Origin of the sequence: Bordetella genomosp. 5 (genome assembly GCF_002261475.1) — a bacterium.
Lineage (GTDB): Bacteria > Pseudomonadota > Gammaproteobacteria > Burkholderiales > Burkholderiaceae_B > Bordetella.
On the sequence record NZ_NEVN01000001.1, the window covers coordinates 392819 to 407808 of the forward strand.

The 14990-nt window shown below is 66.6% G+C and carries 12 protein-coding genes; 7 read left to right on the forward strand and 5 right to left on the reverse strand.

Features of this window, described 5'->3' with window-relative positions:
• Positions 1–13: 13 nt before the first annotated feature.
• On the reverse strand, positions 14–784 hold the full coding sequence (locus CEK29_RS01900) for a class I SAM-dependent methyltransferase (RefSeq protein WP_094798506.1): 771 nt from the start codon (positions 782–784) through the stop codon (positions 14–16).
• Between the two features lie 76 nt (positions 785–860).
• On the opposite strand from CEK29_RS01900, the gene CEK29_RS01905 reads away from it, so the two are divergent.
• Positions 861–1691 carry a helix-turn-helix transcriptional regulator gene (locus CEK29_RS01905; RefSeq protein WP_094798507.1) on the forward strand — a complete coding sequence of 277 codons (831 nt, stop codon included), beginning with the start codon at positions 861–863 and terminating at the stop codon, positions 1689–1691.
• Here CEK29_RS01905 and mutY read toward each other — a convergent pair.
• Positions 1684–2763, reverse strand: coding sequence for an A/G-specific adenine glycosylase (mutY, locus tag CEK29_RS01910; protein ID WP_094857178.1), 1080 nt, complete (start codon positions 2761–2763; stop codon positions 1684–1686). The two genes, CEK29_RS01905 and mutY, sit on opposite strands and share 8 nt — an antisense overlap.
• Before the next feature lie 157 nt (positions 2764–2920).
• Here mutY and CEK29_RS01915 point away from each other — a divergent pair, with 157 nt between their 5' ends.
• Positions 2921–6532 (forward strand): indolepyruvate ferredoxin oxidoreductase family protein, encoded by a 3612-nt coding sequence (locus CEK29_RS01915; protein ID WP_094857179.1) that lies wholly within the window; start codon positions 2921–2923, stop codon positions 6530–6532.
• 167 nt (positions 6533–6699) lie between these two features.
• Here CEK29_RS01915 and cheD read toward each other — a convergent pair whose 3' ends face one another.
• The 3 genes from cheD to CEK29_RS01930 all read right to left on the reverse strand — a co-directional run bounded on the left by cheD (position 6700) and on the right by CEK29_RS01930 (position 9218).
• Positions 6700–7383, reverse strand: a complete 684-nt coding sequence (gene cheD, locus CEK29_RS01920) for a chemoreceptor glutamine deamidase CheD (RefSeq protein WP_094798510.1) — start codon at positions 7381–7383, stop codon at positions 6700–6702.
• 249 nt (positions 7384–7632) lie between these two features.
• Positions 7633–8541: a cell division protein FtsX gene (locus tag CEK29_RS01925; RefSeq protein WP_094798511.1), complete on the reverse strand. Its 909-nt coding sequence runs from the start codon at positions 8539–8541 to the stop codon at positions 7633–7635.
• Positions 8538–9218, reverse strand: a complete 681-nt coding sequence (locus tag CEK29_RS01930) for a cell division ATP-binding protein FtsE (RefSeq protein WP_094798742.1) — start codon at positions 9216–9218, stop codon at positions 8538–8540. Before CEK29_RS01930 ends, CEK29_RS01925 begins: the two co-directional genes overlap by 4 nt.
• A 286-nt stretch (positions 9219–9504) precedes the next feature.
• Between CEK29_RS01930 and CEK29_RS01935 the strand changes: the two genes are divergently transcribed.
• The 5 genes from CEK29_RS01935 to CEK29_RS01955 all read left to right on the forward strand — a co-directional run bounded on the left by CEK29_RS01935 (position 9505) and on the right by CEK29_RS01955 (position 14974).
• On the forward strand, positions 9505–10521 hold the full coding sequence (locus tag CEK29_RS01935) for an amino acid ABC transporter substrate-binding protein (RefSeq protein WP_094798512.1): 1017 nt from the start codon (positions 9505–9507) through the stop codon (positions 10519–10521).
• A 128-nt stretch (positions 10522–10649) separates the two neighbouring features.
• Positions 10650–11840 carry an amino acid ABC transporter permease gene (locus CEK29_RS01940; RefSeq protein WP_094798513.1) on the forward strand — a complete coding sequence of 397 codons (1191 nt, stop codon included), beginning with the start codon at positions 10650–10652 and terminating at the stop codon, positions 11838–11840.
• Between the two features lies 1 nt (position 11841).
• Positions 11842–12945: an amino acid ABC transporter permease gene (locus tag CEK29_RS01945; RefSeq protein ID WP_094857180.1), complete on the forward strand. Its 1104-nt coding sequence runs from the start codon at positions 11842–11844 to the stop codon at positions 12943–12945.
• 57 nt (positions 12946–13002) lie between these two features.
• Positions 13003–13743, forward strand: a complete 741-nt coding sequence (locus CEK29_RS01950; protein WP_094798515.1) for an amino acid ABC transporter ATP-binding protein — start codon at positions 13003–13005, stop codon at positions 13741–13743.
• Positions 13744–13957: 214 nt separating this feature from the next.
• Positions 13958–14974 carry a Bug family tripartite tricarboxylate transporter substrate binding protein gene (locus CEK29_RS01955; protein ID WP_094798516.1) on the forward strand — a complete coding sequence of 339 codons (1017 nt, stop codon included), beginning with the start codon at positions 13958–13960 and terminating at the stop codon, positions 14972–14974.
• Positions 14975–14990: the final 16 nt, after the last annotated feature.

The window sequence follows — 14990 nt, forward strand, 5'->3', positions numbered from 1 at the left end:
AGCCTCCCTTTTTTCATGCCGGCTTCACGGCCACCAGGGTGAGCGAGTCGCTCGCGAACGAGCCGTCGGGCTGAATGTCGAAATGCTGCCGTACCGGCGCGGGCGCGATCGCGAGCATGTCGCGCAGCGCCTGCACGAGCGGCGCGGGCGTGCGCATGCGCGTCACCCACGATTCGAACTCGAGCGCCAGGCGCCGCGGCGTGAAGCTCTGCACGACGAAGCCGGCGTCGGCCAGCAGCGTGAGCCACTCGGCCTGCGAATAGTCGCGCACGTGCGAGGTGTCGCGCAGCACTTCGATCGTCTGCAGCCAGGTGTCGAGCAGCGCCTGTCCCGGCGAGGCGATGTCGGCGAACACGGCCGTGCCGCCCGGCTTGAGCACGCGCCAGGCCTCGCGCAGGCCCAGGCCCGGATCCTCCCAGTGATGCGCCGAATAGCGGCTCATCACGAGATCGAACGCGCCGTCGGCGAAGGGCAGATGCTCCGCCTTGCCGCGACAGGTCTCCAGCTGCGTCAGGCCGCGCTTGGCGGCCTCGGCGGCCACCACGTCGAGCATGGACTGCGACAGATCGTAGGCGGTCACGTGCGCGACGTGCGGCGCGACATGGAAGCTCACGTGGCCGCCGCCACAGCCCAGGTCCAGCACGCGGGCGTCGGGGTGCGCGCGCGCGATGTCCGCCATCTGCAGCAGGTCCGCGCCCTGCGCATGCACGGCACTGGTGAGGTAGGCGTGGGCCTGAGGACTGAACTGCCGCTCGACGGCGGCGTCGTGGGTGGGGCGCGTCATGGTGATCCTTCGGTAAGTGACAGCGCGTAAGATAGGGGGATCACAGTACCCGTACAAGCCCATTGCCCATCCTGGTATGAACAGTGCCACCCACCTTGCTACCGACGGCTCGACGCTGCGGCGCCAAAACCTCGGCGAATTCGTGCGCAGTGCGCGCTCCCGCATCACCCCGCAGATGGCCGGCCTGCCCGCCGGCAGCCGGCGCCGCACGCCCGGGCTGCGCCGCGAGGAGGTCGCGCAGCTCTCCGGCATCAGCGTGACCTGGTACACCTGGATCGAGCAAGGCCGCGAGGTGTCGGTCTCGCCCGCGGTCTGGTCGCGCATCGGCAATGTGCTGCAGCTCGGCCGCGCCGAGCGGGCCTATCTGTTCGAGTTGGCCGAATCGGCCGATCCCCAGCATCCGCGCGACGAGGCGGGCGGCCCGGCCGGCCTGCCGCTGCAGGTCTGCGTGGATGCCATCGAGGCGCCGGCCTACGTGCTCGATCGTGCCTGGAATGTCCTGGCCTGCAACGCGGCCCTATCCGAGTTGTTCGATCACTGGCCGCGCCGCGATGGCGCGCCCAACCTGCTGCGCTACATCTTTCTGGATCCGGCGGCGCGCACCCTGGTGGTCGACTGGGAGCAGCGCGCGCGCCGCGTGGTGGCCGAGTTCCGTGCCGACGCGGGGGCGCACCTCGACGAGCCGGACGTGCTGGCCCTGCTCGACGCGCTCAATCGCGCCAGCCCCGTGTTTCATCATTGGTGGACCCGTCACGCCGTGGTCGAACGCGAAGGCGGCGTGCGCGAATTCGAACACCCGCGCCGCGGCCGCCTGCAGTTCCAGCAGATCACCTTCCGCCTCGCCACGCATCCCGAGCTCAAGCTGGTGATGTTGCTCGACGAGCCGCGCGACCCGGCGTCTACCTGAGCACGAACGCGCTGTCGGGCTCCATCAGCCCGGCGGCCACCAGGCCATCGAGCAGCTTGCGCACCGGCGCGGGCAGGGCCTGATCCGCCAGGTCGGCGGCGGCCACCCACTGCTGCGGTTGCGCGCTCTCGCGCAGTGACGCGCCCTCGACCTCGATCAGCCACGGCCGCACGTGCAGCTTGAAATGAGTGAAGGTGTGCGAGAAGGCCGCCAGGGCGGTCCGGCTTTTCACGCGCAGGCCCAACGCCTGCGCGGCCGCGCCCGGGTCGGCATCGGCCTCGCATTCGGGCAGCGTCCAGAGTCCGCCCCAGATGCCCGGCGACGGCCGCTGCGCCAGCAGGACCCGGCCGGCGTCCAGCAGCACCAGCATGGCCGTCTCGCGCTCCGGCACGGCCTTGCGGGTCTTGGGGGTGGGCAGTTCGAGCTGGCGGCCCTGGGCGCGCGCCGTACAGGTCTCGGCCACCGGACAGCGCCCGCAGTCGGGCTTGCCGCGCGTACAGAGCGTGGCGCCGAGATCCATCAGGCCCTGCGTATAGGCCGTCATGTCGAGCGCGGGCGCGGCCTCCACCTGCGCACGCGCCAGCGCCCACAGCCGCTGCTCGACCTCGCGCCGCGTCGGATCGCCTTCCACACCGAAATGCCGCGCGAATACGCGTTTGACGTTGCCGTCCATGATGGGCGAGCGCTCGCCGTAAGCGAAGGCGGCGATGGCCGCGGCGGTGGACGGGCCGATGCCCGGCAGCGTGGCGATGCGTTCGGCGTCGGGCGGGAATTGCCCGCCCCATTGCGCCACGATCTCCTGCGCGCAGCGATGCAGATTGCGCGCGCGGGCGTAGTAGCCCAGCCCGGCCCAGAACGGCATGACCTCTTCCTGGCTGGCGGCGGCCAGGGCCCGCACATCGGGAAAGCGTGCCAGAAAGCGCTCGTAGTACGGAATCACGGTGGCGACCTGAGTCTGCTGCAGCATGATTTCGGAGAGCCAGATCCGATAGGGATCGCGCGTGTTCTGCCACGGCAGGGCGTGGCGTCCGTGCGCGGCTTGCCAGGAGGTGATGCGTAGGGCGAATGGCATGGGCGAATTATCGCACTGCCCTATTGCGGGGACGGATTGGCGGCATGTAAAAGAGAGACATAACAACAAGGCGGTTAAGTCCGACCTCGGCGCCGGCGCCCCAAAAGGGCGACTCCGTGACACCTGGGCTGGATAGTCTCTTACAACGGAGTAGACGATGAATGCCCCTCTTTCGCCCGCGCAACGCGCGGCGCTCGAATCCGTCCACCTGGACGACAAGTTCACCCTCGAACAAGGCCGCGCCTGGATGAGCGGCATCCACGCTCTGGTGCGCCTGCCCATGATGCAGCGCGTGCGCGATGCGCGGGCCGGGCTCAACACCGCCGGCTTCATTTCGGGCTATCGCGGGTCGCCGCTCGGCGGGGTGGACCAGAACATGTGGAAGGCTGCGAAGTACCTCAAGCAGCATCACATCGAATTCCAGCCCGGCATCAACGAAGACCTCGCCGCCACCGCCGTCTGGGGCTCGCAGCAGGTGAACCTGTTCCCCGGAGCCAAGTACGACGGCGTGTTCGGCATGTGGTACGGCAAGGGGCCGGGCGTGGACCGCTGCGGCGATGTGTTCAAGCACGCCAATGCCGCGGGCACCTCGCGCCATGGCGGCGTGCTGGTGGTGGCGGGCGACGATCACCCGGCCAAGTCGTCCACGCTGCCGCACCAGAGCGACCACATCCTCAAGGCCTGCATGATCCCGGCGCTGTTCCCGTCGAGCGTGCAGGAGGTGCTCGATTACGGCATTCATGGCTGGGCCATGAGCCGCTACGCGGGCGTGTGGGTCGGCCTGAAGACGATCACGGATATCGTCGAGGTGTCGGCCTCGGTCGAGGTCGATGCGGAGCGCGTCTCCATCGTGCTGCCCGAGGATTTCCAGCTGCCGCCGGATGGGCTGAACATCCGCCTGCCCGACACGCCGCTCGCCCAGGAGGCGCGGCTGCTCGATTACAAGCTCTATGCCGCGCTCGCATATGCGCGGGCCAATGGCCTGAACCGCGAGCTGTGGCAGGTGCCCCAGGACCGCGCCCGCTTCGGCATCATGACCTCCGGCAAGGCCTATCTCGACACGCGCCAGGCGCTGCTCGACCTCGGGCTGACCGAATCGGTCTGTCAGCGCATCGGCCTGCGCCTGTTCAAGGTCGGCATGGTCTGGCCGCTCGAGGCCACCGGCATGACCCGCTTCGCCGAGGGGCTGGACGAGATCCTGGTGGTCGAAGAGAAGCGCCAGGTGCTCGAGTATCAGCTCAAGGAAGAGCTCTTCAGCTGGATCGGATCGGGCAAGAAGATCCCGCGCGTGGTCGGCAAGTTCGACGACAAGGACGGCGGCGAGTGGTCGGTGCCGCAGGGCAACTGGCTGCTGCCCGCGCATTATGAGTTCTCGCCCGCCATGGTCGCCAAGGCCGTCGGCGCGCGGCTGCTGCGCTTCGAGTTGCCCGCCGACGTGCGGGCCGGGATCGAGGCCCGCCTCGCCTTCATCGAAGGCCGCGAGCAGGCGCTCGCCAAGCCGCGCGTGGTGGTCGACCGCAAGCCCTGGTTCTGTTCGGGCTGCCCTCACAACACCTCGACGCGTCTGCCCGAGGGCTCGCGTGGCATGGCCGGCATCGGCTGTCACTACATGGTGACCTGGATGGGCCGCAACACCCAGGTGTTCACCCAGATGGGCGGCGAGGGCGTGCCCTGGATCGGCCAGGCGCCGTTCACCGAAGAAAAGCATGTGTTCGCCAACCTCGGCGACGGCACCTACTACCACTCGGGCCTGCTCGCGATCCGCGCCGCGGTGGCGGCCAAGGCGCCCATCACCTACAAGATCCTGTTCAACGATGCCGTCGCCATGACCGGCGGGCAGCCGGTGGACGGCCCGATCAGCGTGCCGATGATCACGCAGCAGGTCGCCGCCGAAGGCATCGACAAGATCATCATCGTCACCGACGAGCCCGAGAAGTACGACAAGGTGCAGGGCCTGGCGCCCGGCGTCCCCGTGCACCATCGCGACAAGCTCGACGAGGTCATGCGCGAGCTGCGCGCCTATGCGGGTGTCTCGGTGCTCATCTACGACCAGACCTGCGCCACCGAGAAGCGCCGCCGGCGCAAGCGCAACGCCTATCCCGACCCGGCGCGCCGGGTGGTCATCAACGAGCGCGTCTGCGAGGGCTGTGGCGATTGCTCCGAGAAGTCGCACTGCCTGTCGGTGGAGCCGCTCGAGACCGAGTTCGGGCGCAAGCGCGCCATCAATCAGTCCAGCTGCAATAAAGATTTTTCCTGCCTGAAGGGTTTCTGCCCGAGCTTCGTGACGGTGGAGGGCGGCAAGCTGCGCAAGCCCAAGGCCCTCGCGCAGCAGGACGGCATCGCGGCCGGCCTGCCCGAGCCCACGCCTGCGCCCATCGCGGGCCACTACGGGGTGTTCATCGCCGGCGTGGGTGGCACCGGCGTGGTCACGATCGGGCAGTTGCTCGGCATGGCCGCGCACCTGGAAGGCAAGGGCTGTTCGGTGCTCGATATGGCCGGCCTCGCGCAGAAGGGTGGGGCGGTGTATTCGCACGTGGTGCTGGCGCCCACGCCGGGCGAGCTGCTCAACACCCGCGTGGCGATGGGCGAGGCGGATCTGGTGCTTGCCGGCGACCTCGTGGTGGGCACGAGCGCGGACGCGGTCGCGCGGATGCGCGCCGGACGCACGCGCATGCTGCTCAACAGCGACGTGGCGCCGACGGCCGCCTTCGTCCACAACCCCGACTGGACGCTGCCGGGCTCCGACCTGCAGCGCGATCTGGCGCAGGCCTGTGGTCCCGAGAACGTCGCCAGCATCGACGCCGCGGCGCTCGCCGTGGGCCTGCTCGGCGACGCCATTTATGCCAACCCGCTCATGATGGGCTATGCCTACCAGAAGGGCTGGCTGCCGCTCGGTGAAGCCGCGCTGCTGCGGGCGATCGAGCTCAACGGTCAGCAGGTGCCCAACAACCTCACGGCATTCGCGTGGGGCCGTCGGGCCGCGCAGGACCTGGCAAGCGTGCAAAGCCTGCTCGGCGTGGCGGCGCAACCCGCCGCGCACGAGCCGCAAATCGTCGAGGTCAAGCGCGGCGAGCGCCCGGCGGTGGTCGACTTCAAGCGGCCCGCCACCGAGCTCGATCAGCTCGTGGCGCGCCGGCGCGAGGTCCTGGTGGCCTACCAGAACGAAGCCTACGCCAGGCAATACACCGATCTGGTGGAGCGCGTGCGCGTGGCCGAGCATCAGGCCACCGGCACCACCCGCCTGGCCGAAGCCGTGGCGCGCTACTACTTCAAGCTCATGGCCTACAAGGACGAGTACGAGGTGGCGCGGCTCTACAGCGACGGCGAGTTTCTCAAGCGCATCGCGGCGCAGTTCGAGGGCGACTGGAAGCTCAATTTCCATCTCGCTCCGCCGCTGACCGCCGGCCGCGACGGCGACGGTCATCTCAAGAAGCGAGCCTATGGCCCGGCGATGCTCAAGGTATTCGGCGTGCTGGCCCGGCTGCGCGGCTTGCGCGGTACCGCGTTCGACGTGTTCGGCTACACGGCCGAACGCCGCGCCGAGCGCGCGCTCATCGCGCAATACCGCGAGCAGATCGGCGCGATCCTGGGCAAGCTCAACCGCGGCAACCTCGAACAGGCGGTGGCGCTCGCCAGCCTGCCCGAAGAGATCCGCGGCTATGGCCACATCAAGGAGGCGGCGATGGCGCGTGCCGCGGTCAAGCGCGAGGCGCTGATGCAGCAGTTCAGCGCCTCGGTCGTCGGCATCGGCGGCGCACGCGCTGCGTGAGGCGGCGGCCGGCGAGGTGCGGCCGGCGAGGTGCGGCCGGCCAGGTGCGGCCGGCTAGGTGCGACCGGCATGGGCGTGGCCTGAGCAGGGCACGCCCGGTGCCGGTCCGGTCGTGACAGGCTCGGTCGTTGCAAAAAGGCCACCCGCGAGGGTGGCCTTTCTGTTGCTCAGGCGCTCTCGGTCGGGCGCCGGCGCACCGGGCGGTTGAACATCTCGACCTTCATCTTGCCGGGCTGCGTGAAACGCTCCACGCGCGGGGCCGAGCGGCTCTCGGCCTGGATTTCCTTGGCGGCCTCCTGCTCGCGGCGGGCGATGACTTCTTCCGCCTTTGCATGGTGGGGCGCCATCTTGCGCACCATTACGCGGCCGTCGCGCGGGAAGTAATGGATGCGGCGGGCGTGGATGTCGCCCAGATCCTGGGCGCGTACCGGAATGCCTTCGGTCTTGAGATAGCTCAGCACGAATTGCGCATTGCGTTCGCCGATGTTCATCTGCTGCATCGCGCTCAGCACGGCGCCGCCGCCGAACACCTTGGCCTCGAGCCGTTCGCGCACCGCGCCGGCCTTGAGCAGCTCGTTGATCAGAACTTCCATCGCGAACGCGCCGTAGCGCATGGTGGCGGAAGCGGGCGACGAAGCATCACCTTCGGGCAGCATGAAGTGGTTCATGCCGCCGATGCCGTTGTGGGGGTCGCGTACACAGGCGGCCACGCAAGAGCCCAGCACCGTCGAGATCATGATGTCCTCGCCGGACGTGACGTAATACTCGTTCGGCAGCACTTTGACGGCTGGAGAACTGAACGCACTATCGAAATAGTGGCGCGTGGCGCGCGCGTCGGTTCGGGAGGACATACTTTCCTGGGGGCGCTCGCACACCTCGCGGTGTGGAGTCAAAATTTCTTAAAAGATTTCAAATTGTGATTATTCAACGCAAGATTCGGTAATACAAGTGAATCTTGCGCGAGAGTTCACGGAATCGACGGCAACGCAGGCGGAATCAATCGCGATCTAATGTGTCCCCAGATATAATCGTGCCCCGGCATTGTGCCTTGTCGACACTCTACCCGGGGCCCTTGGCGGGCGTTCTGTGGATTAACGCACTTAAAAGCGCGTACTGCGGGTCACTGACCACCGGGCCGATAGGGCGCCGAGCGCGCCGGCGCCCAGAACGGCGGCCAGCAGAATGCCCGCGCTGGGCAGGTGCAGCGCGAATTCGGCGCCGTAGCTGCGCGCCAGACCGAGCACCGCGTGGTTGAGCGGCACCAGGGCGCCCGCCGCCGCGCCGACGGCGATCAGTGCCGCCAGGGCGCCCGTGAGCGCGCCCTGATACAGGAAGGGGCGGCGCACGAACGACTCGGTCGCGCCCACCAGGCGCGCCACCGCGATCTCCTCGCGCTGCGTGAGCGCCTGCATTCGCACCGTGTTGAACACGGTGGCCAGCACGACCACGGCCACGCACACCGCCAGGAATCCCAGGCCGATGCGGGCGAAGCGCAGGATGGCCTCGAGACGCTGCACCCAGGCACTGTCGAGCTGCACCTGATCCACGTTGTCCCATTGCCGCCATTGCGTGGCGAGACGGTCGGCCCGCGCGGCGAGGTCATCGCCGGGCGCCAGCGTGATCACGACCGCGTCAGGCAGCGGATTGCCGGGCAGCACGGCCAGCGCCTGTTCCCAGGCGGGGTTCTGGCGCAGATTGGCGAGCGCCTGATCGCGCGGAACCACGCGCACCGCGCCCGCCTCGTTGCCGAAGTCGGTGCGCACGCGGTTGGCCACCGTGTCGGCACTGCCCGCGGGGGCGTTCTGTTTCAGGTAGATGGTGAGCTCTGGCGTGACCGAGATCTGCCGTGCCACGGGTTGCACCGACACCAGGATGGCGCTGCCCAGCAGGGGCAGTGCCAGCGCCAGGGCCATCACGAGCAGGTTGGCGAGCGACGAGAACGGCTGCTTGGCCAGACGGCGCAGCGTGATCGACAGGGCGTAGCGATGTTGACGCAGCCAGGACTTCATTCGGCCGCTCCGGTGGGGTTGTGCGAGTCGCTGAACTTGCCGTGGTCGATACGCAACATGCGATTGGCGAACCGGCTCATCAATTGTTGGTCGTGCGACGCGATCAGTGTGGTGACGCCGACACGGTTGAAGTCGCGGAAGACGTTCATGATGCGCTGGGCGTTGTCGTCATCGAGGTTGGCCGTCGGCTCGTCGGCGATCAGGATGGCCGGCCGATTCACGATGGCGCGCGCGATGGCGAGCCGCTGTTGCTCGCCGCCCGACAGCTCGACCGGGTTGAGTTCTTCCTTGCCCGCCAGCCCGACCTTGTCGAGCGCGGCGCGGGCCCGCGCGGCGGCGGCAGTGGGCGCCTGTCCTAAGACAGCGAGCGGCAGCATCACATTGGCCAGGGCCGTGCGGTCGTAAAGCAGGTGGGTGTCCTGCAGAATCACGCCCACCGCCCGCCGCAGATACGGGCGCGCCCGGGCGGGCAGGCGGTCGAGACGCTGGCCGTTGACCTGGATCGAGCCGCGCGACGGCGGCTCGAGGCCGCCGATCAGCTTGAGCAGCGTGGATTTACCCGCGCCCGACGGACCGGAGACGAAAATGAATTCGCCGGGCTGCACCTGGAAGTTGATATCGGCCAGGATGTTGCGGCCGCGTCCGTAGGATTTGAAGACGTGCTGGAATTCAATCATGGCGACGTGGGAGTTGAAGCTGCAATAGTAACGCCCGCCGTTGCTTTTCCGCACTGCGACATTCAAGCAGGCATGTCAAGACGGTACGAATGCGAGTTTCCGCCAATTGTGGGACGTTAGGGGGCGATACGCGACTGTTCGGTGCACTTTGTCCCTTTATTAGGGATGGGTATAGGAAGGGATTGCCCCAATGTCCCCTAATTTCCACAGCCGCTACGATCCGCCCAAGCATCTCAACCCATACCTGGGGTCGAGCAGCGCTGTGGTCCTAAACAGGAGATCAACAATGAAAGTTCTGAAGCTCGCGGCTGTCGGTGCCGCGCTGTTCGCCGCGTCGACGGCTGCACATGCCGGTGCCACCTTCGACAACGTCAAGAAGAAGGGCTTCGTCCAGTGTGGCGTGTCGACCGGTATCGCCGGCTTCTCGATCGCCGACAGCAAAGGCGAATGGCAAGGTATCGACGTCGAAATGTGCCGCGCGGTCGCGGCGACGATGTTCGGTGATGCCAAGAAGATCAAGGTCACGCCGCTGAATACGCAGCAGCGTTTCACCGCCCTGCAATCGGGCGAAGTGGACGTGCTGACCCGCAACACCACCGTCACCCTGACGCGTGACACCACCCTGGGCCTGATCGGCGCCGGCGTCAACTACTACGACAGCCAGGGCGTGATGGTCAAAAAGGACCTGGGCGTGAAGAGCGCCAAGGAACTCGGCGGCGCCACCGTCTGCGTGCAGCCGGGCACCACCACCGAACTGAACCTGGCCGACTGGTTCCGTGCCAACAAGATCGATTTCAAGCCGGTCGTGATCGACAAGTTCGACGAAATCGTGCGTGCGTTCTCCGCCGGTCGTTGCGACGCGTTCACCACCGACAAGTCGCAGCTCGCCTCCGTGCGTACCACGCTCGAGAACCCCGACAACTACGTGATCCTGCCGGAAGACTTCTCCAAGGAACCGCTGGGCCCGATGGTTCGCCAGGGCGACGAGCAATGGTTCAACGTCGTGCGCTGGAGCCTGAACGCGATGCTCGAGGCCGAGGAATACGGCATCACCTCGAAGAACGTCGACGAAATGACCAAGAGCTCCAACCCCAACATTCAGCGCATCCTCGGCGTGACGCCGGGCATGGGCAAGAACCTGGGTGTGGACGACAAGTGGGCGTACAACATCATCAAGCAGATCGGCAACTACGGCGAAAGCTTCGAACGCACGCTCGGCAAGGGCGGCCCGATGAAGCTGGAGCGCGGTCTGAACGCCTCCTACAAGCAGGGCGGCATCATGTACGGCTGGCCGGTGCGCTAAGTTCGGCTTCTTCCGCTGGCGCCTGATGGCGCCGGCCCCGCCGCGGTCCTGTCAGACCGCGGCGTGGGAAGCAGCAGTGACGGCGGGCCTGGCCCGCCGTTTGTAGTCTGACATCGGTAGATTTATTCATGACGACACAACAGAAAAACGCCCCGCTTCCGGCACCGCGACGTCGTCTCTCCTGGAATGATCCTGGCGTGCGCGCCGTGGTCTATCAGGTCGTCGCGCTGGTGGCTGTGGCGCTGGTCGCGTGGTTCCTGGTATCGAACACCCTGCATAACCTGTCTGTGCGAAACATCGCCACCGGGTTCGGGTTCCTGGACCGCGAGGCTGGCTTTGCGATCGGCGAAACTGCCGTCGCCTACCAACCCTCCGACACGTATGGGCGCGCCATCTGGGTGGGTCTGCTCAACACGCTGCGCGTGGCGGTGATCGGCATCGTGCTCGCCACGATTCTCGGCACCCTCATCGGTATCGGCCGTCTCTCGAAGAACTTCCTGGTTTCGCGCCTGACCTCGATGTACGTCGAAGTCATGCGCAACGTGCCGCTGCTGCTGCAGCTGTTCTTCTGGTACGCCCTGATCACGGAAAACATGCCCGGCCCGCGCCAGGCGCACAATCCGTTGCCCGGCGTGTTCATCTCCAACCGCGGCCTCAAGGTGCCGGGCATCGAGGGCAATTCGCTCGACTGGATGCTCGGCGGTCTTGCGCTCGCCATCGTCGGCATCATCGTGCTGGGTCACTGGGCTCGCAAGAACCAGGAACGCACCGGCCGCATGTTCCCGCTCGGCCGTGCCGCGCTGGGCCTGTTGATCGGCCTGCCGATCCTGGGCTGGCTCGTGAGCGGCGCGTCGCTGTCGCTCGACATGCCGGCGCTCAAGGGCTTCAACTTCCAGGGCGGCCTGACGCTCTCGCCTGAATTCGCCGCGCTGCTGGCGGGTCTGGTGATCTACACCTCGGCCTTCGTGGCCGAAGTGGTGCGCTCGGGCATCCAGGCGGTGAATCAGGGCCAGTGGGAGGCGTCCGAGTCGCTCGGTCTGCGCCGCTCGCAGGTGCTGCGCCTGGTGGTGCTGCCGCAGGCGCTGCGCGTGATCATCCCCCCGATGACCAGCCAGTATCTCAACCTCACCAAGAACAGCTCGCTCGCGGTGGCGATCGGCTATCCGGACATCGTGTCTGTGGTCAACACGACACTGAACCAGACCGGCCAGGCGATCGAGGGCATCCTGATCATCATGGGCGCGTACCTCACGGTCAGCCTGTCGATCTCGATCTTCATGAACTGGTACAACAAGCGCATCGCGCTGGTGGAGCGTTGATATGAGCAGCACTACGCAAACCACGCCGAGCCAGGGCCTGCCGCCGCCGTCCAATCAGGTCGGGGCCTGGCCGTGGATCAAGACGCGCCTGTTCTCCTCGCCGCTGTCGATCCTCGCGACGGTGCTGCTGGCCTGGCTGCTCCTGATGGCCGTGCCGGCCGTCATCGAGTGGGCCTTCATCCAGGCCAACTTCACGGCCACGACGGCCCAGGAATGCCGCGCGAGCGCGGGCGCCTGCTGGGCGTTCATCCGTGAAAAGCACCGCCTGATCCTGTTCGGCACGTATCCGTACGACGAGCAATGGCGTCCGCTGATCGCGACCATCATCCTGATCGCCGTGATCATCATGAGCGGCATGCGCCGCTTCTGGAACCTGGCCCTGCCCGTGATCTGGGTGGTCGGCCTGACGGCGGTCGCGGTCCTGATGTGGGGCGGCGTCTTCGGCCTGACCTACGTCGAGAACGCACGCTGGGGCGGTCTGCCCCTGACCCTGATCCTGGCCACGTTCGGCATCGCGTTCGCGTTCCCGATCGGCGTGCTGCTGGCCCTGGGCCGGCGCTCGCGCATGCCCGCGATCAAGGCCCTGTGCGTCGTGTACATCGAGCTGATCCGTGGCGTGCCGCTGATCAGCCTGCTGTTCATGTCCTCGGTGATGCTGCCGTTGTTCCTGCCCGAAGGCTTCTCGATCGACAAGCTGTTGCGGGCACAGATCGCCATCATCATGTTCGCGGCGGCTTATATCGCCGAGACCGTGCGTGGCGGCCTGCAGGCCATTCCCAAGGGCCAGTACGAAGGCGCCGACTCGCTCGGTCTCTCGTATTGGCAATCCATGCGCAAGGTCGTCCTGCCGCAGGCGCTGAAGGTGGTGATTCCGCCGCTGGTGAGCATCTTCATCGCCCTGTTCAAGGACACTTCGCTCGTTGTCATCATCGGCATCTTCGACCTGACGCTCGCGGCCAAGGCCGCACTGTCGGACGCCGCGTGGCGCGGATTCGGAATCGAGGCGTATGTCTTCATCGCGCTCATCTATTTCGTGTTCTGCTACTCGATGTCCAAATACAGCCAGCGCCTCGAAAAGCGCCTGGCGACAGGTCATAAACGATAGAACCCAGTCCGCGACTCACATTGCATCGGGTCGCGGGCATTTTTCGGGAGTAAAGGCGTGACGGATGCCATTATTCGCTTGCAGGACGTGAACAAGTGGTACGGCCAGTTCCACGTGCTGCGCAACATCAATCTGGACGTGGCGCAGGGTGAACGGATCGTGATTTGCGGACCTTCGGGTTCCGGCAAATCCACCATGATCCGCTGCATCAACCGGCTCGAAGAGCACCAGCAAGGGCAGATCATTGTCGACGGCACCGAGCTCACCAACGATCTGAAGCAGATCGAGACGATCCGCAAGGACGTGGGCATGGTGTTCCAGCACTTCAATCTGTTCCCGCACCTGACCGTGCTGGAAAACCTGACGCTGGGCCCGACCTGGGTGCTCAAGAAGCCCAAGGCCGAAGCCGAAGCCACGGCCATGAAGTATCTGGAGCGCGTGCGCATTCCGGATCAGGCCAACAAGTATCCGGGCCAGCTCTCGGGCGGCCAGCAGCAGCGCGTGGCGATCGCCCGCTCGCTGTGCATGCACCCCAAGATCATGCTGTTCGATGAGCCGACCTCGGCCCTCGATCCGGAAATGGTCAAGGAAGTGCTGGACGTGATGGTGACCCTGGCCCAGGAAAGCGGCATGACCATGCTGTGCGTGACCCACGAAATGGGCTTCGCGCGCAAGGTGGCCAACCGCGTGATCTTCATGGACCGCGGCGAGATCATCGAGCAGAACACGCCCGACGAGTTCTTCGATAATCCGCAGAACGAGCGCACCAAGCTGTTCCTGAGCCAGATCCTGCACTGAGCAGACTGGCCCGCTCCCGGCCTTTGGCCGGGCAGGGCGGCGCGGTTCCCGGCAACGCCGCGGACCCGCGCCGCTTTTTATTTGCGGCGCTCGCGCTTGTGGGGCAAAGGGCAGAGGACGGGGCAGCCCGGCCGGGTTTTCACCGATTGGGTAACAGAGCGGTGGGGTATGCTACGTGCCGCACAGAAGTACAGACCTCCGGAGACTCACAAAAATGAAGCCCATTTCCGTCGTATCCACCACGCGCCGCGCGCTCGTGGGTGGCGCGCTGGCCCTGGCCGCGCTCGTATCCGTATCCGCCCCGGCCTACGCGGCCGACGACTACCCGAACAAGCCGCTGCGCTTCGTCGTGCCCTATCCCCCCGGTGGTCCGCTGGACACCATGGCCCGTCTGCTGGCCGAAAAGGTGCGCGCTTCGCTGGGCCAGCCCGTCATCGTGGAAAACCGCGGCGGCGCGGGTGGCAACATCGGCGCCGATCTGGCGGCCAAGGCGCAGCCCGACGGCTACACGCTGGTGATGGGCGCGGTCGCCACGCACGCGATCAACCCGTTCCTGTTCGCCAACCTGCCCTACGACCCGGTCAAGGACTTCGCGCCCGTCACCATCGTGGCCTCGGTGCCGAACGTGCTCGTGATGAACAACGACTTCGCCACGAAGAACAACATCAAGAGCGTGGCCGACCTGATCGAATACGCCAAGGCCAACCCGGGCCGCCTGAACTACGGCTCCGGTGGCAACGGCAGCGCGGGCCATCTGGCCGGCGAGCTGCTCAAGGCCCGTGCCGGCATCTCGGTCGAGCACATTCCCTACCAGGGCGCCGCCCCGGCCCAGCTCGCGCTGCTGTCGGGTCAATCCGACTTCATGTTCGACAACCTCGCGTCGTCCGCGCCTCTCATCAAGGACGGCAAGGTCAAGGCGCTGGCGGTCACGACCGCGAAGCGCTCGTCGCTGCTGTCGGACGTGCCCACGATCGAAGAAGCCGGCGTGAAGGGCTTCGACCTCGGCACCTGGTTCGGCGTGTTCACGACCGGCGGCACGCCCGCGCCGGTGGTGGAGAAGCTGAACAAGGCCTACGTCGACGCGCTGCGCCAGCCCGACGTGCGCCAGCGCCTGCTCACCATGGGTTCGGAAGCCGAGCCGATGACCTCGGCCGAGTTCAGCAACTTCGTGAAGACCGAGAAGGACAAGTACCAGGAAATCGTGAAGATCTCGGGCGCCAGCCTGAACTGATCGGGTTCTTTTCGGG